We start from the raw sequence: 18,539 nt of genomic DNA, 5'->3' as shown, positions 1-18,539 counted from the left end.
TAAATCAATGACTTATGAGATTATCGAAAAGTTAAGGATGATGTTTAGAGCCAATCTCACTGAATTTTCATTTCTGCTGCTATCTGTGCATAACTTTCAATCAGTTTTTGATTTTAAGTTAGCATTTACTTAGGATCAGCGCTTTGATCTAAGGGCTTTGGAGTGATTTATTACTGTTTCTGCCAATACAGAAACGCTCTCCGGCGGAGTAAATTGGGAAATCCCATGACCCAAATTAAAGACATGCCCATCCAAAGGATGAAGACCGGGCTTTAAAACTGGAGCGCAAGCTAAGTCATCCAAAATGAGGCTAGCCTGCTTAGCAATTTGTTGGTGCTCAGAGAAGAGAATAAGTGGGTCTAAGTTGCCCTGTAATGCCAAAGGCTTATTCAACGCCAGCAGTTGTTTGCGAGCACGACTCAGAGACATCGTCCAGTCGATTGCAATAACATCTGCGCCAGCGCCAGCCATATCGTCAAACCAAATTCCACCACCCTTGGTAAACATGATGACCGGGATTCTTTGTCCTTCATATTCACGTGGCAACAGAGCAATCACTTTTTGCATTGCTGCCAAAGACATTGATTGATACCAGCCATCTGGAAGCATGCCACCCCAGGTATCAAAAATCATTAATGCCTGTGCACCAGCCTTAACTTGTTCGGTTAGATAGGCGGAAACTGACTGAACATTGATATCCAAGATATGCTGCAATAAGTCTGGGCGACTAAACATCATTGTTTTAGCATGACGAAAATCATCTGAGCCTGAACCATCAATCATGTAGCAGGCAAGTGTCCAGGGGCTTCCAGAGAAACCAATCAAAGGAACACGTTGCTTCCCTTCGGAAATTAATGCTTTACGAATTTCTGAAACAGCATCAAACACATATTTCAGCTGACCCATATCGGCTACATGCAACTTCTTGACAGCTACTTCATCGCGCAGGGGATGATCAAAGCTAGGGCCTTCACCTCCGGTAAATTTCAAGCCCAAACCCATGGCATCGGGGATGGTCAAAATATCGGAAAACAAAATTGCAGCATCCAATGGATAGCGATCCAGAGGTTGAAGCGTTACCTCTGTTGCATATGCAGGATTTTTTGCAAGCCCTAGAAAGCTGCCTGCTCTGGCGCGCGTGGCGTTGTACTCGGGAAGATATCGACCAGCCTGACGCATAAGCCAAAGTGGTGTTTGATCAACCGCTTCGCCCAGGCACGCCTTTAAAAACCGATCATTTAACAGCAAGGGGATAACCGACGCTTACTTTTTACGACGGAAGCGAGCAATAGCAGCCAGTTGAGCTGCAGCCATAGCAAACTCAGATTGGGCTAAAGCCAAATCAAAGTCAGTACCACGATTTTGCATTGCTTCTTCTGCGCGTTTCTTTGCTTCTAATGCTTTGGCTTCGTCAAGATCGTGACCACGAATAGCAGTATCGGCCAATACGGTGACACGATCAGGCTGAACCTCTAAATAGCCACCAGCAACAAATACAAACTCTTCATCGCCGTCCGCTTTTTCAATACGAACGGAACCAGGACGAATACGCGTAATTAATGGAGTGTGCCCATGCAAAATTCCAAGCTCGCCAGTTTCGCCTGGAAGGGCTACAAACTTAGCCTCACCACTAAAAATAGACTTCTCTGCACTAACTACGTCGACATGTATGTTTGACATAATTTCCCTTGATGAGCTCGATTAAAGCTTCTTAGCTTTCTCGATGGCTTCATCAATTGAACCCACCATGTAGAACGCCTGCTCTGGCAAGTGATCCAATTCACCGCTACAAATCATCTTGAAGCCGCGGATAGTTTCTTTCAATGGTACGTATTTACCTGGTGAACCAGTAAACACTTCAGCAACGTGGAAAGGCTGTGACAAGAAACGCTGAATCTTACGAGCGCGGGATACAGCCAATTTGTCTTCTGGTGACAATTCATCCATACCCAAAATCGCAATAATGTCGCGTAATTCTTTATAGCGCTGCAAAGTCATCTGCACATCGCGAGCTACTTCATAGTGCTCTAGACCAACCACTTGTGGATCGAGCTGACGGCTAGTGGAGTCCAATGGATCAACTGCTGGATAGATACCCAAAGCAGCGATATCACGTGACAACACAACAGTGGAGTCTAGGTGCAAGAAGGTTGTTGCAGGAGATGGATCAGTTAAGTCATCCGCAGGAACGTAAACGGCCTGGATAGAAGTAACAGAACCGGTCTTAGTAGAAGTAATACGCTCTTGCAATTTACCCATTTCTTCTGCCAATGTAGGTTGATAACCCACAGCAGAAGGCATACGGCCTAGCAACGCAGATACTTCAGTACCGGCCAATGTGTAACGGTAAATGTTGTCAACGAAGAACAAAATATCACGGCCTTCGTCCCGGAATGCTTCAGCCATTGTCAAACCAGTCAACGCAACGCGCAAACGGTTGCCAGGAGGCTCATTCATTTGACCAAACACCATCGCCACTTTGTCGATAACGTTTGATTCTTTCATCTCATGATAGAAGTCATTACCTTCACGAGTACGCTCACCAACACCAGCAAACACCGACAAACCAGAGTGTTGCTTAGCAATGTTGTTAATCAATTCCATCATGTTCACAGTCTTACCTACACCAGCACCACCGAACAAGCCAACCTTACCGCCCTTAGCAAACGGGCATACCAAGTCAATAACCTTAATACCGGTTTCTAACAAGTCAACGGAAGGTGAAAGTTCATCAAACTTAGGTGCTGGCTGGTGAATTGCACGGCGCTCTTCAGTAGCAATTGGGCCTGCGTCATCAATTGGGCGGCCCAAAACGTCCATGATGCGACCCAGAGTTGCTGGGCCAACAGGCACAGAAATTGGCTTACCTGTAGATTTCACTTCCATACCACGACGCAAGCCATCGCTAGCGCCCATGGCAATTGCGCGAACTACGCCGTCACCGATTTGTTGCTGAACTTCAAAGGTCAACCCTTTTTCAGCAAATGATTTTTCGCCACTATCAACTAATGTCAGCGCATCATAGATGCTTGGCATTTTGTCGCGTGGAAACTGAATATCCACTACTGGACCGATACATTGCACGATATTTCCGTTACTCATCGCATTTCTCCGCTTTTAATTCCGTAAATTCTTTTGTATTCCTAAACGCTGACTGCTTAAACCGCAGCCGCTCCGCCAACAATTTCTGACAACTCTTTAGTAATAGCAGCTTGTCGTGTTTTGTTGTATTCCAATTGCAATTCACCAATAACATTCTTCGCGTTATCTGACGCCGCCTTCATGGAGACCATGCGCGCAGATTGCTCGGAAGCCATATTTTCGGCAACAGACTGATAAATCATCGCTTCAACGTAACGCTTTAGTAAGCCATTCAAAATCGACTCAGCGTCCGGCTCATAAATGTAATCCCAAGAATTTCCTGTCTTCTCTTCTGGAGTCAATTGTGCTGGCTCTAGGGGTAAAAGTTTTTCTAAAACAGGCTCTTGTTTCATTGCATTTACAAAGCGGGTATATGCCAAATAAACAGCATCAATCTCACCACGCTCAAATGCTTCCAACTGAGCTGTAATTGCGCCAATCAAAACATCCAAATGCGGCGTATCGCCAATTTGAATAGTTTGTGAAATGAGTTTTGCTTTCGAGCGATTCAAAAATTGCAAGCCTTTTGAACCAATTGCGGTATACGCAATCTCAATATTATTTGCCTGAAAATCACGCACTTGGTTTGCTATCAAGCGCAAAACGTTGGTATTTAAACCCCCGCACAAGCCCTTATCTGTAGTAACCAAAATCGTACCGACCCTCTTGACCTCACGAGTTGCCATGTATGCAGGGCGGAACTCGGGATTAGCTTTAGATAGGTTGGCAACAATCTCACGAATTTTTTCAGCGTAAGGGCGCGCATTACGCATGCGCTCCTGGGCGCGACGCATCTTGGATGCGGCGACCATTTCCATTGCTTTGGTGATCTTGCGCGTGTTTTGCACGCTCTTGATCTTTGATCGTATCTCTTTTGTGCTTGCCATGATTTATGCGGGCCCTCTTAGAAAGAGGCTGAACGCTTGTAATCCTCAATTGCGGCACGCAAAGCAGCTTCGTCATCTTTGCTGAGATCTTTAGTTTCTTCAATACGGCCAACTAAGTCAGCGTATTTAGATTTCAAGTGATCCTGCAAACCTTTTTCGAATGGCAATACGTTCTTCACTTCGAGGTCGTCGAAATAACCATTGTTCACTGCGTAGAGTGAAGCGGCCATTTCCCAAACTTGGAGTGGCTTGTATTGCGCTTGCTTACACAATTCAGTAACACGGCGACCACGCTCGAGCTGCTTGCGGGTTGCTTCGTCAAGGTCAGAAGCGAACTGAGCAAATGCTGCCAATTCACGATATTGCGCTAAGTCGGTACGAATACCGCCTGACAATTTTTTGATCACTTTAGTTTGTGCAGCACCACCAACGCGGGAAACAGAAATACCGGCGTTAATCGCAGGACGCACACCAGCGTTAAACAAGTCAGTTTCCAAGAAGATCTGGCCGTCAGTAATCGAAATTACGTTGGTTGGAACGAATGCAGAAACGTCACCTGCTTGCGTTTCAATAATCGGCAAGGCGGTCAAAGAACCTGTTTTGCCTTTGATTGCGCCGTTGGTGAACTTCTCAACATACTCGGCATTCACACGAGCAGCACGCTCGAGCAAGCGTGAGTGGAGGTAGAACACGTCGCCAGGATAAGCTTCGCGGCCTGGTGGGCGACGGAGCAACAAGGAGATTTGGCGATAAGCCACTGCTTGCTTGGTCAAGTCATCGTAAACAATTAAAGCGTCTTCGCCACGATCGCGGAAGTATTCGCCCATAGTGCAACCCGCATATGCAGAAAGGTACTGCATCGCTGCAGACTCAGAAGCACTCGCTGCAACAACAACGGTGTACTCCATTGCGCCCAATTCTGTAAGCTTGCGTACAACGTTCGCAATAGTGGAAGCTTTTTGACCAATCGCAACGTAAACGCAATAAACGCCTTTACCTTTTTGGTTAATGATCGCATCAACCGCAACAGCAGTCTTACCCGTTTGACGGTCACCAATGATCAACTCACGCTGACCACGGCCAATTGGAACCATCGCATCAATCGCCTTCAAACCAGTTTGAACTGGCTGGCTAACAGATTGACGTGCGATAACGCCAGGAGCAACTTTTTCAATGAAGTCAGTTAACTTAGTATTGATTGGGCCTTTGCCATCAATTGGTTGTCCGAGTGCGTTTACAACGCGACCGAGCAACTCTGGGCCAACTGGTACTTCCAAAATGCGGCCCGTACATTTAACTGGGTCACCTTCTTTAATGTGGGTGTATTCACCCAACACCACGGCGCCAACAGAATCACGCTCAAGGTTCAAAGCAAGGCCAATAGTGTTGTTTGGGAATTCCAACATTTCGCCTTGCATAACGCCTGACAAGCCATGAACGCGGCAAATACCGTCAGTCACTGAAATTACAGTGCCTTCATTACGAGACTGGGTGTCAACACCCATTTCGCTAATTCGGCTTTTGATCAGCTCGCTGATCTCGGAAGGGTTGAGTTGCATTACTTACTCCTGGGTCTTATTTCGTATGTTCTTAATAGGGATAACTTATGCGCCAAGACTTGCTTGCATTTGAGCTAACCGTGCCTTCACTGAACTATCCATTACCTCATCACCAACTTGAATGCGGACACCGCCAATCAATGCTGGATCAACATGAATAGTTGGGCGCAATTCTTTACCCCCAAAACGCTTCTTCAAACTTGACAACAAATCATTTAGCGCGGAACCCTCTAAAGGGAATGCGCTAGTAATCATTACTTCTGCTGCATCTTCACTCTTATTCTTCATTGCCTCAAATTGACTAGCAATTTCAGGAAGGGCTGCTAAACGATGGTTCTGGTTTAAAAGATTTAAAAAGCTAGCAACCTTAGGGTCTAGCTTAGTTTTCACCATGCCAGAAAGTAGTTTGCTTAAATCGTCAGCTGAAACCTTTGGATTGTTGGACAAGGCAGCAAGCTCTGGCAAAGCAGCAAGCTGAGCCAATTCGTTTAACTGCTCCAAATTTCCAGCGAGTTCAGCCGGCTTTGCACTTTGAAAAAGCGCTTCAGCATAAGGACGTGCAATGGTGGCTAATTCAGCCATATCAAAGTTCTGCCTTTAGTTGGTCAAGTAATTGGCCATGCGCTTTTGCATCAACTTCGCGACGCAAAATTTGCTCGGCGCCTTTTACAGCAAGAACAGCTACTTCAGCGCGCAATACTTCACGTGCACGGGTAACTTGCTGGTCAGCATCTTGCTTAGCTTGAGACACAATGCGCGTAGCTTCAGCTTGTGCGTTAGCGCGAATTTCGTCGGCTGACATTTGTGCACGTTTTTCTGCTTCAGCTACACGTAATGCGCCTTCTTGACGAGCTTTTGAGAGCTCTAATTCAGCAGCATTGTTAGCAAGAGCCAACTCTTCTTTTCCGCGCTCTGCGGCAGCCAAACCATCAGCAATTTTGCTTGAACGCTCGTCCAATGCCTTAACCAATGGAGGCCACACAAAACGTGCAACCACCCACCATAAGACAAAGAAGACGATCATTTGCGCGAATAGGGTCGCGTTCAGATTCACGATATTCCTTTCAGTATTGTTGAGAACGGTTGGATGACCCGGTGGTCATCCACGCCAAAACAATTACTTAATAACTGCGAGCAGTGGGTTTGCGAAAGCAAACAACATTGCAACACCAACGCCGATCAAAAACGCAGCGTCGATCAAACCAGCCAAAAGGAACATTTTGGTTTGCAATTCGTTGATGAGCTCTGGTTGGCGAGCTGCGCCTTCAATGAACTTACCGCCCATAAGGCCAATGCCCAAACAGGCACCTAAAGCGCCGAGGCCGATGATAAGGCCAATACCAATAGCGGTTAGTCCTTGAATGTTGGCTAAGAATGCTTGCATGTTTACTCCTAAGTATAGAAAGTGAGGTTAAAAATAAAAAAGTTAATGGTGACTATGAGCTTGGCCTATGTAAACCAAAGTCAACATCATGAAAATAAAAGCCTGTAACAAAATAACTAAGATGTGAAATATTGCCCAAGCAGAGCCGGCAAGTACATTCCCGACAAATCCGAGCATGTACAAATCCAGGTTAAAGGTCCACATACTTCCCAGGAGGGCGATCAACAAAAAGATCAGCTCGCCTGCATACATATTTCCAAAAAGTCGCATTCCTAAGGAAACGCCTTTTGCAATATATTCAATGATGTTGAGGATGAGATTGAATGGAGCTAAGTACCACTTTGCGCCAAAGGGGGCCGAAATAAGCTCATGCATAAATCCGCCAAAACCTTTTACCTTGAAGCTATAGAAGAAAACCAATAGCAACACCGAGAAAGATAATCCAAGGGTGGCATTCAAATCGGTAGTTGGAACAATCTTATGGTGTGGCACGTGGACGCCAAAACCTTCAATAAAGTGATTGACGCCAAAAATCCAATCCACTGGAACCAAATCAAGCGTATTTAGGAGAATGATCCAGCAAAAAACAAACAGGGCTAGAGGTGCAATATAGGATCTATCGCCATGAACAATCCCCTTGGATTGGGTCTCAACCATTTCAACCAGCATTTCAACCAAACATTGGAAGCGGCCTGGCACGCCTGGTGAAGCTCTACGAGCAGCAATTACGAGCAGGAGAACTGTGATCAAACCCATGAGGGTAGTCCAAAACATGGTATCGAAATGAATTACGCTGAAGTCAATAATCGATGGCTGTGGCCCACCAATATTGTTTAGATTTTGCAGATGCTCTGCAATGTAGGCAGTGGGTGTAAGCGCTTCTGCGGCCGCGTGGTGGCCAGCTTCTGCTGCTGCGTTAACTTCACTAGACATCACTTACTTGTCCTTGTTTATTTGCTTCTTGCTACTTCCAAAACCACGCCAACAGATAACATTTAAGCGTAGCCAAATAAGTAACAAGCAACGGGATCCATTTCAAATCAGGCTGCTTTAGAGCAAAGCCTATGAACAAAACGATAGTGGCTAGGATTTTGATAAATTCGCCAGATACTATTGCCGCCAAAAAGCCGCCGGGGCTGCGTTTGACACTCTTTCTTGCCGCCTCTAAGCGCATTAAAAACAACGTGGAGGGCAAAAATCCAATCAAACCGCCTACTAAAGCCGAATAAGTATAAACGCTTTTATCGGCTTGACCTGAAAAAACGAAGCAGGCACCGGCAATTATTAGGGTAATCGCCACCTGAGCTAAAACTATCCACCACGAATTGATGGAAGCAAAGTTACGTGGCTTTGCTGAACGCAATGCGTCCATTTCATCTTTGCTAAGGGTTTTAAAGGAATCCTCATCGATTTCGTCCCATGCGTTTTTACTCATTAGCTTTTTTTGGTTCACAAAGTTCATTTCACAAAGGGGCACTAGTCAGTCGCAATACCCAACTTTTTTAATAAGGAATCAAGCTCATCAAACTGGCTAAAGCCTATGCGGATCTCGCCGCCCTTACCTTTGAACTTAAATTGCACGTTTAATCCGATTAAATCTGCTATCTCTTGTGCTAAGCGACGTGTATCTGGATCGCGACTTACGCCCCCAGAGGTAGTGCTTTTGGCCTTTTTATCTCCGATCTGGCCCCCAGCAATGGCTAAAGCGGCAGACATTCTCTCTGTTTCACGCACTGATAGGCCTTGAGCAGCAATTCTTTGGGCTAAAGCTACTTGGCTTGCGCCCGGCAGAGGGAGAAGCGCGCGTGCGTGGCCCATATCAATATCGCCAGCCAACAACATAGCCTGCACCGGTTTTGCCAGTTGAGCCAAGCGCAATAAGTTTGTAATTGCGCTCCGAGACTTACCAACTGCTTTTGCTGCCTGTTCGTGTGTGAACCCAAACTCTTCAATAAGCCTTGCTAAACCCTGTGACTCTTCCAAAGGATTTAAGTCTTCCCGTTGCATGTTTTCAACCAAGGCCATTGCGGCGGCGGCTTGATCGTCTGCGCTCGAAACTAAAACAGGAACTTCAGTAAGGCCAGCAATCGTAGCGGCTCTGAAACGTCGTTCACCCGCAATAATTTCATACTTACCCGGGCTCACAAGACGAACCAGCAGTGGCTGCATCACACCTTGTTCGCGAATACTTTCAGCGAGCTCTTGCAGAGCGCCGGCCTCTATTTTTTGACGTGGTTGATACTTGCCTGCCTGTAATGCGCTTAATGGCAAACGGTTAATTTCTGAAGTGGCATTTGCTTGCTGCGTTTTCTCACCAAGCAATGCCTCTAATCCTCTGCCTAAACCTTTTTTCTTTATTGCAACCATGATCTTTTAATCTTTCCAGAAATTACATTTGCTTAATGCGCTCAATCATTTCAGCGCCAAACTCTAAATAGGACTTTGCGCCTCGTGATGATTTGTCGAATGCCACCCCTGGAAGCCCATAAGATGGGGCTTCTGCTAAGCGTACATTGCGAGGAATAATGGTCTTAAATACTTTGTCGCCAAAGTGCTCCAGAAGCTGTTCTGAAACTTGTTGTTGTAATGTCATGCGCGAATCAAACATCACACGCAACAGACCAATAATGACTAAGTCGGGATTTAAGTTTGCATGAACTTGTTTGATGGTGTTAACTAAATCCGATAAGCCTTCCAGCGCAAAATATTCACACTGCATAGGAACGATGACGCCGTTTGCTGCGCACAATCCATTGAGTGTCAGCAGCGATAAAGCTGGCGGACAGTCAATCAGGATGAAATCATAGTCATTGGCCACTTGCGCAAGCGCATCTTTTAAACGAGATTCGCGCGCATCGATATCCACCAATTCAATTTCTGCGCCCGCTAGATCGCGATTGGCAGGCAGCACGTCGTATGCTGAACTTTCACATCGCTGCGTGCAATCTTTTACAGCCGAAAGACCAATTAATACTTGATAAATACTGACGCTTAGATCTGCCTTTTCAATACCTGATCCCATTGTTGCATTACCTTGAGGGTCGAGGTCGACGAGCAATACACGCTGCTTAAGACCCGCTAGGCCTGCAGCTAAGTTAACAGCGGTAGTGGTTTTGCCAACCCCGCCTTTTTGATTTGCAATGCAGAATATTTTTGCCATGGCTACTTAGTAACTTTGCCTAAAAGGAGAGGGGTGATTTTCTCATGGGGCGCAGTACTAAAAAACGCCGCTCCACAGATAAATTGGGAATATGCAAGGGTTCATCAGCCAACAACTGCCAATCATCCATGCAAACTTCTTGCATTTCTTCGTCTGCGCGCTTGCCCTTCATAGCGAAGACCAGGCCATTGGGCTTGAGAAATGGCAATGAAAGATCTAAAAAGCGGGCAAGGTTTGTAAACGCGCGCGAAATGACGGCATCAAATTGTGCTTTTTGTTGCACTGCAACATCTTCAACTCGTTCGCTCAGTACTTCAATGTTTTTAAGCTTTAACTTTCCGCGAACATGTTGCAAGAATGCGGTCTTTTTGCGAACTGCCTCTATCAAGGTCAAATGCCACTCGGGCTGCACAATTGCAATCGGAACTGCTGGTAGGCCGCCGCCCGATCCAAGGTCAGCAATTTTGGGGGAAGCCTCTTTAAGAAATTGTCTCATAATAGGTAAAACAGCAATAGAATCAATAAGATGCAGCCTTATGGATTCTTGCTCGCCTTCAATAGCCGTCAAGTTATGCACCTGATTCCAACGGCCCATTTCTTGCAAAAAAAGCTCTAAATCAGCAATATTAGAATCACTTAAATTCAGGCCTAAGTCCTGAATCCCTAGAGCAAGCAGGCCCTCGTTCATGCGGTTTCTTGGGGGCGCCCCAAACCCTTTTTCAGGTGCACCAAGAGCAAGGAAAGCGCTGCAGGGGTCACCCCTGAAATTCTGCCGGCCTGACCTAGGCTTGTAGGTTTATGTAGGTTGAGCTTTTGTTGAACTTCCTTGGAGAGCCCTACCACCTTGGTGTAATCCAAAGACTCGGGAAGGGGGAAGCTTTCATTGTGTTCTTGGCGTGCAATTTCAGCCGCTTGGCGATCAATATAGCCCTGGTATTTGACTGAAATCTCTACTTGGTCGCTGATTTGCTGTGCCAAGCCAAGATCTTGGTCTAGCGATCCGGGTGACCATATGCCATCTGCAATGCCAATAATTGCCTCATAGGCAACACCAGGCCGCCTCAAAAGATCGGCCAAATTGCACTCATGGGACAAATCTTGGCCTAAGAGCTGAGAAACGGCGCTGGCTGCTTCATGTTTAGGCCCAATCCAAATATCCTGCAAACGCGATGTTTCACGTGAAACAGCCTCTTGTTTTCGGCAAAACACTTCCCAGCGGTAATCATCTACCAAGCCAAACTCACGCCCAATGGCCGTTAAGCGCATATCCGCATTATCTTCACGCAAGCTCAGGCGGTACTCTGCTCTGCTCGTAAACATCCGATAAGGCTCTTGTACCCCTCGTGTAATTAAATCGTCAACTAAAACACCAATATAAGACTCGCTTCGCTTTGGAATCCAAGGTTCTTTGCCTTTTGCAGCCAAACCAGCATTAATTCCCGCTAACATCCCTTGGGCTGCTGCCTCTTCATAGCCAGTCGTGCCATTAATCTGGCCCGCAAAATACAGGCCGCCAATAGCTCTGGTCTCAAGGCTATGGCGTAATTGGCGGGGATCAAAGAAGTCATACTCAATCGCATAACCGGGACGGACAATGACGGCCGACTCCAGGCCACGAATGCTGCGAACCAGGTCCCACTGCACATCAAAAGGAAGGCTGGTTGAGATTCCGTTTGGATAAAACTCATTGGTTGTTAGGCCTTCGGGCTCTAAAAAGATTTGGTGGCTGTTTCTGGAAGCGAAACGGTGAATCTTATCCTCAATGGAAGGGCAGTAGCGTGGTCCAACCCCCTCAATTACACCGGTATACATTGGGGAGCGATCAAGGCCACCACGAATAATGTCGTGGGTCTTTTCATTCGTATGCGAAATCCAGCAGGGGACCTGCTTTGGATGCTGTTCTGGACGGCCCAAATACGAAAAGACTGGAACTGGGTCTAAATCCCCTGGCTGCTCAAGCATCACGGAGAAATCAATAGTGCGGCCATCAATTCGAGGTGGAGTTCCTGTCTTTAGCCTTCCCTGTGGAAGCTTTAACTCTTTTAAACGTGCTGAAAGTGAAACTGCGGCCGGATCTCCAGCGCGACCGCCGGCATAGTTATTCAAGCCAACGTGAATCTTTCCATCTAAGAAGGTGCCTGCGGTTAAAACAACTTTTTTGGCTATAAATTCCAAGCCCATTTGGGTAATAACGCCCCGAACCTGGTCGCCCTGCACCAGGAGATCATCTACCGCAGCCTGAAAAAGGCTAAGGTTTTCTTGATTCTCAAGTCGGCGACGTATTGCTGCCTTATATAAAACGCGGTCTCCCTGCGCGCGGGTAGCGCGGACAGCGGGCCCTTTGCTTGAGTTCAGAATCCGGAACTGAATACCTGCCTCATCAGTGGCAGCCGCCATCGCTCCACCCATGGCATCAATTTCTTTAACTAGATGGCCCTTGCCAATTCCTCCAATAGAAGGATTGCAACTCATTGCCCCTAGATTTTCAATGCTATGGGTTATTAAAAGGGTGTCGCATCCCAAGCGCGCTGCGGCGAGGGCGGCCTCAGTCCCAGCATGACCGCCGCCAACTACGATGACATCGAAACTTTTGGAATAACGCATGATTTGCCTCAGATAGGGCGATGATCATAGCATTTTGTTTGTTTCACGTGAAACAAAAAGGGGACTAATTTGGCCTCAAAAAAACAATATATCGTAAGCTACTGATTTAATTGAGAAAATATGCGTTCCATGCAGATTTCATAATCAAGACGCTCACAATTACTAGAAAAGCTTTTCTCACAAAGGCACTTCCGTGCTGAATTGCCAATCGACTTCCAAACTGACTACCAGCAATATTAGCAATCATCATGGCTAAACCAAGTGGCCAATTAATTTGGCCAAGACTGGCCAACATCAGAATTGCCGCCAAATTCGTAGATACATTCACAAGCTTTGTGGCAGCAGAGGCATGCAAGAAGTCAAAACCGAAAAAGCGCACAAAACCAAATAACAAAAAGCTCCCGGTGCCGGGACCAAAAAATCCATCATAAAAACCAATAATGAGACCTAGCAGAACCCCTTTGAATTGCTGATAGCGACTAGCCCCTCTGGGGGCATGAGCTTTGCCAAGCGAGGGTTGAAAGAAGGTATAGAACAAAAGAAATAACAAAACGAAAGGCAGCGCCTTACGCAATGGTTCTGCTGGAAAGTTACTTACTGCATTGGCGCCCAATAGTGAACCAACAAAACCAGCAATGATGGCGGGCCCAACAATCGCCCAAGGTAGCGAAACGTGGCGCAAATATTTTCGTGCAGCATTTAAGGTTCCACCAACAGCGGAAACCTTGTTGGTCGAGAGCAGTGTTGCAGGCGGTGCATCAGGATAGGCGGCGAAAAGGGCTGGGACTTGAATCAATCCGCCGCCGCCAGCCACAGCATCTACAAGACCTGCAAAAAAGGCCATCGCCAAAAGCAATGGCCATATCAAAATAGAAAATTCGATTAGGGGCTCAATCAAAAAATATTCATAAGGTCTTACGTAGTAGCCTTATTCAAAAGGTATTTTAGTCATAGGAAATTTTAAGTGTGATTTCAGTTTTCCCTGCTATTACAATCAAAATATGGACTTCTCTTTAACGCCCAAACTAGAAGAGTTGCGGGATCGGACACGGTCATTTATACGCGATCAAATCATCCCATTTGAAAAAGACCCGCGGCAAAGCGAACATGGCCCGGGGGAAGATCTACGTAGAGAGTTAATTGAGTTAGCACGTAAAGCAGGCTTACTCACGCCACATGCCTCTATTGAAATGGGGGGATTAGGTTTAAGCCATATAGAAAAAGCCATTGTTTTTGAAGAAGCTGGCTACTCCACCTTGGGGCCGACCGCGATGAATATTCATGCCCCTGATGAAGGCAATATTCATTTACTAGAAGCCATTGGCAGTCCAGAACAAAAAGGGCGCTGGCTACGGCCTCTAGTTGCAGGAAAAATTCGCTCATGCTTTGCCATGACAGAGCCTGCTCCTGGCGCTGGCTCCGATCCTTCAATGCTCATGACAACTGCCACCAAAGATGGTGAAGACTATCTTATCAATGGCAGCAAATGGTTTATTACTGGGGCCAATGGCGCTGATTTTGTAATCATCATGGCGCGCGGTGAAGACGGGTCTGCAACTATGTTTCTCTCAGACATGATGGATCCCGGGATAAAGCTGATTCGTAATATGGATGCAATGGATAGTTGCTTTACTGGCGGGCATGGCGTTCTGGAGTTTACTAAGCTGCGCGTATCCTCCAAACAGATACTGGGCCAGCTAGGCAAAGGATTTAAGAATGCACAGATACGTCTAGCGCCGGCTCGACTAACCCATTGCATGCGCTGGCTTGGTCAAGCACAACGCGCGCACGATATTGCGGTTGCCTACGCAAGTAAAAGAGAAGCCTTTGGGAAAGTTTTGGGTGAGCATGAAGGCACTGGGTTCATGTTGGCAGATAACGATATAGATTTACAAACCTCTCGGTTAAATATTTGGCATACAGCATGGCTTTTAGATCAAGGGCAGTCTTGTAATTTTGAATCAAGCCGTGCCAAAGTAATTTGCTCCGAAGCTGAGTGGCGAGTCATTGATCGCTGCGTACAAATTTTAGGCGGCCAAGGAGTCACTGGCGAAACTGTACTCATGAAAATTTTTAAAGATATGCGTGGCTTCCGAATTTATGATGGGCCAAACGAGGTACACCGCTGGAGTATGGCGCGCAAAATTATTGCAAACAAAGAACTCAAGTAATGGATATTAATCAGCTGTTTCGCTTGGATAACAAAACAGTCTTTATTACCGGCGCCTCTAGTGGAATTGGCAAGCACTGCGCCATGCTACTGGCTCAAACAGGTGCAAAAGTAGCCCTTGCATCACGCCGCATAGAGCAACTACAGTCTGTTGTAGATGAAATCACCCTATTGGGCGGCCAAGCAAAGGCATTTGAATTAGACGTCACGAACAAAAAAAGCGTAGTGAAGTGTTTCGATGAAATGATGACATGGTCTTTGCCAACCATTGTTATTAACAACGCGGGCATGAGTATTAATAGCAAGTTGCTTGATCAAACCGAGGAAGACTGGGATCGTGTAATTGATACCAACTTAAAGGGTTCATGGCTGGTTGCAACCGAGGCTGCACGACGCTTAGTTGCCACTAATACGCCTGGCAATATTGTCAATATTTCCTCTATTTTGGGGGAGCGCGTTATTGGTGGTGTTGCCCCCTATGTCATCTCTAAGGCAGGGGTAATCCAAAGCACCAAAGTCATGGCACTAGAGCTTGCGCGCCACCAAATTCGTGTCAACGCGTTATTACCCGGTTATGTCATTACCGATCTCAATCGCGACTTTCTACTAAGTGAGGCAGGACAAAAAATTCTTGCACGTATACCTTCAAGGCGCTTCAATAATCTAGAAGACTTGAATGGGCCATTATTGCTCTTAGCCTCTGAAGCCAGCAATGCAATGACCGGGGCAACTATTGCGGTAGATGGCGGCCACCTCATCAACGGCTTATAAATACAAATCGACTATGCAAGCCCTCTCTTTTCAACAAGCGCTTGCTGAGTACTTAAATGCATTGGGGCTGACCAAGGGTCCGATAGAGCTTAACCAATTAACTGGCGGCCAATCTAACCCAACATTCAAAATTAGTAATGGCAACTCGCATTACGTGCTCAGAAAAAAACCGGGCGGTATTTTATTGCCATCAGCGCATGCGGTTGATCGAGAGCATCGCGTCATGAAAGCGCTAGCTAGTACAGATGTTCCTGTCCCCAAAATGCTGGCTTATTGTGAAGATGAAAGCATTATTGGAACGGCCTTTTTCATTATGGAATATCTTGATGGGCGGGTCTTCGTAGACCAATCTTTGCCAGGCCTTCTACCTCGCGAGCGCTATCAGATTTATGAGCAAATGAATCAGACTATCTCTGCAATACATGGATTAGATTATGTATCGCTTGGATTAGAAACCTTTGGTAAGCCTGGTAATTATTTTTCGCGGCAAATAACGCGCTGGTCTAGACAAGTGCGTGAAGCCAATATTGCCATTCCTGATTCTCTTCATAAGTTGATGAACTGGTTGCCTGAGCATATTCCAGCAGAAGATACAACTTCACTAATCCATGGTGACTTTCGCATGGACAACCTTATCTTTCACGAAACGGATTTTCGCATCATTGGGGTTTTAGATTGGGAGCTTTCTACCCTTGGCAATCCTTTGGCAGATTTTGCATATCAATGCATGGCTTGGAGAATTGCGCCCACCCTTTGGCGTGGGATACAAGGACTAGACCTCGCCACCTTAGGAATTCCTAGTGAAGCTGAATATATTGCCTTATACGAAAAACGAATTGGGCGCTCAATATCAGAGCACTGGCCCTTCCTCATGGCTTACAACTTATTCCGAATTTCAGCGATTTTGCATGGCATTACCAAACGCGCGATGGATGGCAATGCCAATGCAAGCGATGCAATTGAAAACGGAACAAAATCGGGGGCGCTTGCTGATCTAGGTTGGGCTTGTGCTCAACAGTAATTTACTGCTTTTTAGTAAAGATCCCAACCAAGCCGCGGCGAAAAGCCATTACGCAGAAAACAAATATCAAGCCCGTAACGATGGTGACTGACTCACCTAAAGAGTTAAACCAAGTCACTCCAGTAATTTGAGCCAAGAAGTTTCCAATCTCACCTACCCTGTGTTCAAGCAAAACGATTACCAAGGCTCCCACAAAAGGGCCCGCCAAAGTACCAACCCCGCCCACAAGGGTCATTAATATGACTAGGCCTGACATGCTCCAATGAACATCGGTGAGGGTCTCAAAACCCAAAACTAGCGCTTGAGCACTGCCCGCCAAGCCAGCAAGTGCAGCAGACAAAATAAATACTAAAAACTTAAAACGATTAACGTTATAGCCCAAAGATATTGCGCGAGGCTCATTTTCTTTAATGGCTTTTAATACCTGTCCAAATGGAGAAGTGATGACTCTGGCAATAAATAAAAATCCAGCAAGCACAAGAACTAAAACAAAATAGTAGAGATTTAAATCATTTTGTAAGTTGATAAAGCCAAACAACACACCTCTCGGAATGCCCTGAAAACCATCTTCCCCACCAGAGGCTGGAGCTTGTAGGCATATAAAGTAAAACATCTGTGCCAAAGCAAGGGTAATCATTGAAAAATAAATCCCTTGACGGCGAATCGCCAAGCCACCAATCAGCGCGCCCAAGGCAGCAGCAAATATGACCCCCAGCGCTATACCAAGCGCGGGTCCCGCTCCCATGTCGCGCATCAAATAGCCTGCACAATATCCCGCGCCACCAAAAAAGGCGGCATGGCCAAAAGAAAGAAGGCCGGTATATCCCAGCAATAAATTAAATGCTGCTGCAAAAAGAGCAAAGCATAAAATTTTCATTAAAAAAATCGGATAGGCAAAGAATGGCGCCGCAATTGCGACAACAAAAACAGCTAGAAAAAGCCAGAATTTAAGTGATTTCATTTTTCCCGCCCAAAAAGGCCTGCTGGCCTAAAGAGCAAAACAATCACCATGATCGCAAACACCACAGTACTTGATGCTTCTGGATAAAATACCTTAGTCAGGCCCTCAACCAATCCCAATCCTAGGCCGGTGACTATTGAGCCCATGATAGATCCCATGCCGCCAATCACCACCACAGCAAAAACAATAATGATGAGGTTAGAACCCATTAGCGGTGAAACCTGAATGATCGGCGCAGCTAGCACGCCCGAGAAAGCGGCTAGCGCCACACCAAATCCATAGGTTAAGGTTGTCATCAACGGAAAGTTCACTCCAAATGCTTGAACCAGTTTTGGGTTTTCTGTACCGGCGCGTAAATAGGCTCCAATACTGGTTTTTTCTATCACGTACCAAGTGGCAAAACACACTGTTAGAGAAGAAACCACAACCCATGCACGGTAGTTTGGCAACACCATAAAGCCCAAATCAGTAGCTCCGCGCAAAGCCTCGGGAGCGCTATAAGATAACCCAGAAGCGCCATAAATGGAGCGCAGTACGCCCTCGATAAATAGCGTTAAACCAAAAGTCAATAACAGTCCATATAAATGATCGAGTTTATATAAATGCCTGAGCAATAAACGCTCAATTAAAACGCCAACAAGGCCAACAATGATCGGCGCCAGCAACAACATCACCCAATAATTAATTCCAAAATATTGTCCAGCCATCCAAGTCACAATGGCGCCCAACATAAACATGGCGCCATGTGAAAAGTTAATCACATTTAAAAGGCCAAATATCACTGCCAACCCTAAACTCAGGATTGCATAAAAACTGCCGTTAACCAGCCCCAAAAGGAGCTGGCTTAACAAAGCAGAAATAGAAAGGCCGAAGATTTCCAA

20 protein-coding genes are annotated in these 18,539 nt (G+C 46.1%); 3 read left to right on the top strand and 17 right to left on the bottom strand.

Annotated elements, in window-relative coordinates; translation table 11 throughout:
• Window positions 1–135 precede the first annotated feature (135 nt).
• From hemE to ICN38_RS01375, 15 genes are all read right to left on the bottom strand, one after another.
• Window positions 136–1,254 carry a uroporphyrinogen decarboxylase gene (gene hemE / locus ICN38_RS01445; protein WP_370624358.1) on the bottom strand — a complete coding sequence of 373 codons (1,119 nt, stop codon included), beginning with the start codon at window positions 1,252–1,254 and terminating at the stop codon, window positions 136–138.
• A gap of 9 nt (window positions 1,255–1,263) precedes the next feature.
• A complete protein-coding gene (locus ICN38_RS01440) occupies window positions 1,264–1,680 on the bottom strand; it encodes a F0F1 ATP synthase subunit epsilon (protein WP_216254192.1) in 417 nt (138 codons plus the stop codon).
• A gap of 21 nt (window positions 1,681–1,701) precedes the next feature.
• Complete coding sequence (gene atpD, locus ICN38_RS01435) at window positions 1,702–3,102, bottom strand: F0F1 ATP synthase subunit beta (protein ID WP_216254191.1); 1,401 nt, start codon at window positions 3,100–3,102, stop codon at window positions 1,702–1,704.
• A gap of 56 nt (window positions 3,103–3,158) precedes the next feature.
• Entirely contained in the window at window positions 3,159–4,028 is an 870-nt protein-coding gene (atpG, locus tag ICN38_RS01430) for a F0F1 ATP synthase subunit gamma (RefSeq protein WP_216254189.1), read from the bottom strand.
• A 17-nt stretch (window positions 4,029–4,045) separates the two neighbouring features.
• Window positions 4,046–5,587 (bottom strand): F0F1 ATP synthase subunit alpha, encoded by a 1,542-nt coding sequence (gene atpA / locus ICN38_RS01425; protein ID WP_216254188.1) that lies wholly within the window; start codon window positions 5,585–5,587, stop codon window positions 4,046–4,048.
• 45 nt (window positions 5,588–5,632) lie between these two features.
• Window positions 5,633–6,169: a F0F1 ATP synthase subunit delta gene (locus ICN38_RS01420; protein ID WP_216254186.1), complete on the bottom strand. Its 537-nt coding sequence runs from the start codon at window positions 6,167–6,169 to the stop codon at window positions 5,633–5,635.
• Window position 6,170: 1 nt separating this feature from the next.
• Window positions 6,171–6,641, bottom strand: a complete 471-nt coding sequence (locus ICN38_RS01415) for a F0F1 ATP synthase subunit B (protein WP_216254184.1) — start codon at window positions 6,639–6,641, stop codon at window positions 6,171–6,173.
• 63 nt (window positions 6,642–6,704) lie between these two features.
• Window positions 6,705–6,971, bottom strand: a complete 267-nt coding sequence (atpE, locus tag ICN38_RS01410) for a F0F1 ATP synthase subunit C (protein ID WP_028818346.1) — start codon at window positions 6,969–6,971, stop codon at window positions 6,705–6,707.
• A 42-nt stretch (window positions 6,972–7,013) separates the two neighbouring features.
• The gene (gene atpB, locus ICN38_RS01405) at window positions 7,014–7,904 is read right to left on the bottom strand and encodes a F0F1 ATP synthase subunit A (protein WP_216254180.1); all 891 of its coding nucleotides are present in this window, start codon (window positions 7,902–7,904) and stop codon (window positions 7,014–7,016) included.
• Window positions 7,905–7,935: 31 nt separating this feature from the next.
• Window positions 7,936–8,406 carry an ATP synthase subunit I gene (locus ICN38_RS01400; protein ID WP_216254177.1) on the bottom strand — a complete coding sequence of 157 codons (471 nt, stop codon included), beginning with the start codon at window positions 8,404–8,406 and terminating at the stop codon, window positions 7,936–7,938.
• Window positions 8,407–8,447: 41 nt separating this feature from the next.
• Complete coding sequence (locus ICN38_RS01395; protein ID WP_216254174.1) at window positions 8,448–9,338, bottom strand: ParB/RepB/Spo0J family partition protein; 891 nt, start codon at window positions 9,336–9,338, stop codon at window positions 8,448–8,450.
• A gap of 22 nt (window positions 9,339–9,360) precedes the next feature.
• On the bottom strand, window positions 9,361–10,131 hold the full coding sequence (locus ICN38_RS01390) for a ParA family protein (RefSeq protein WP_216254172.1): 771 nt from the start codon (window positions 10,129–10,131) through the stop codon (window positions 9,361–9,363).
• A gap of 19 nt (window positions 10,132–10,150) precedes the next feature.
• Window positions 10,151–10,819, bottom strand: coding sequence for a 16S rRNA (guanine(527)-N(7))-methyltransferase RsmG (gene rsmG, locus ICN38_RS01385; protein ID WP_216254171.1), 669 nt, complete (start codon window positions 10,817–10,819; stop codon window positions 10,151–10,153).
• Complete coding sequence (gene mnmG / locus ICN38_RS01380; RefSeq protein WP_216254170.1) at window positions 10,816–12,735, bottom strand: tRNA uridine-5-carboxymethylaminomethyl(34) synthesis enzyme MnmG; 1,920 nt, start codon at window positions 12,733–12,735, stop codon at window positions 10,816–10,818. Before mnmG ends, rsmG begins: the two co-directional genes overlap by 4 nt.
• Before the next feature lie 106 nt (window positions 12,736–12,841).
• A complete protein-coding gene (locus ICN38_RS01375; RefSeq protein ID WP_216255153.1) occupies window positions 12,842–13,579 on the bottom strand; it encodes a TSUP family transporter in 738 nt (245 codons plus the stop codon).
• 157 nt (window positions 13,580–13,736) lie between these two features.
• On the opposite strand from ICN38_RS01375, the gene ICN38_RS01370 reads away from it, so the two are divergent.
• Genes ICN38_RS01370 through ICN38_RS01360 form a run of 3 tightly spaced genes read left to right on the top strand, consistent with a single transcriptional unit; the run spans window position 13,737 to window position 16,697 of the window.
• Window positions 13,737–14,906 (top strand): acyl-CoA dehydrogenase family protein, encoded by a 1,170-nt coding sequence (locus tag ICN38_RS01370; RefSeq protein WP_216254169.1) that lies wholly within the window; start codon window positions 13,737–13,739, stop codon window positions 14,904–14,906.
• On the top strand, window positions 14,906–15,676 hold the full coding sequence (locus ICN38_RS01365) for an SDR family NAD(P)-dependent oxidoreductase (RefSeq protein WP_216254168.1): 771 nt from the start codon (window positions 14,906–14,908) through the stop codon (window positions 15,674–15,676). The genes ICN38_RS01370 and ICN38_RS01365 overlap by 1 nt, the downstream gene beginning before the upstream one ends.
• 13 nt (window positions 15,677–15,689) lie before the next feature.
• The gene (locus ICN38_RS01360) at window positions 15,690–16,697 is read left to right on the top strand and encodes a phosphotransferase family protein (protein WP_216254166.1); all 1,008 of its coding nucleotides are present in this window, start codon (window positions 15,690–15,692) and stop codon (window positions 16,695–16,697) included.
• A gap of 1 nt (window position 16,698) precedes the next feature.
• Here the strand turns inward: ICN38_RS01360 and ICN38_RS01355 are convergent, their stop codons facing one another.
• On the bottom strand, window positions 16,699–17,658 hold the full coding sequence (locus ICN38_RS01355; protein ID WP_216254163.1) for a branched-chain amino acid ABC transporter permease: 960 nt from the start codon (window positions 17,656–17,658) through the stop codon (window positions 16,699–16,701).
• Window positions 17,655–18,539 (bottom strand): branched-chain amino acid ABC transporter permease, encoded by an 885-nt coding sequence (locus ICN38_RS01350; protein ID WP_216254160.1) that lies wholly within the window; start codon window positions 18,537–18,539, stop codon window positions 17,655–17,657. The genes ICN38_RS01355 and ICN38_RS01350 overlap by 4 nt, the downstream gene beginning before the upstream one ends.

The sequence above is a fragment of the Polynucleobacter sp. AP-Melu-500A-A1 genome (assembly GCF_018882125.1).
In the GTDB taxonomy this organism is placed as follows: Bacteria; Pseudomonadota; Gammaproteobacteria; order Burkholderiales; family Burkholderiaceae; genus Polynucleobacter.
Note: the sequence above shows the minus strand (reverse complement) of the source record. Positions and strands in the feature narration are given on the sequence as shown.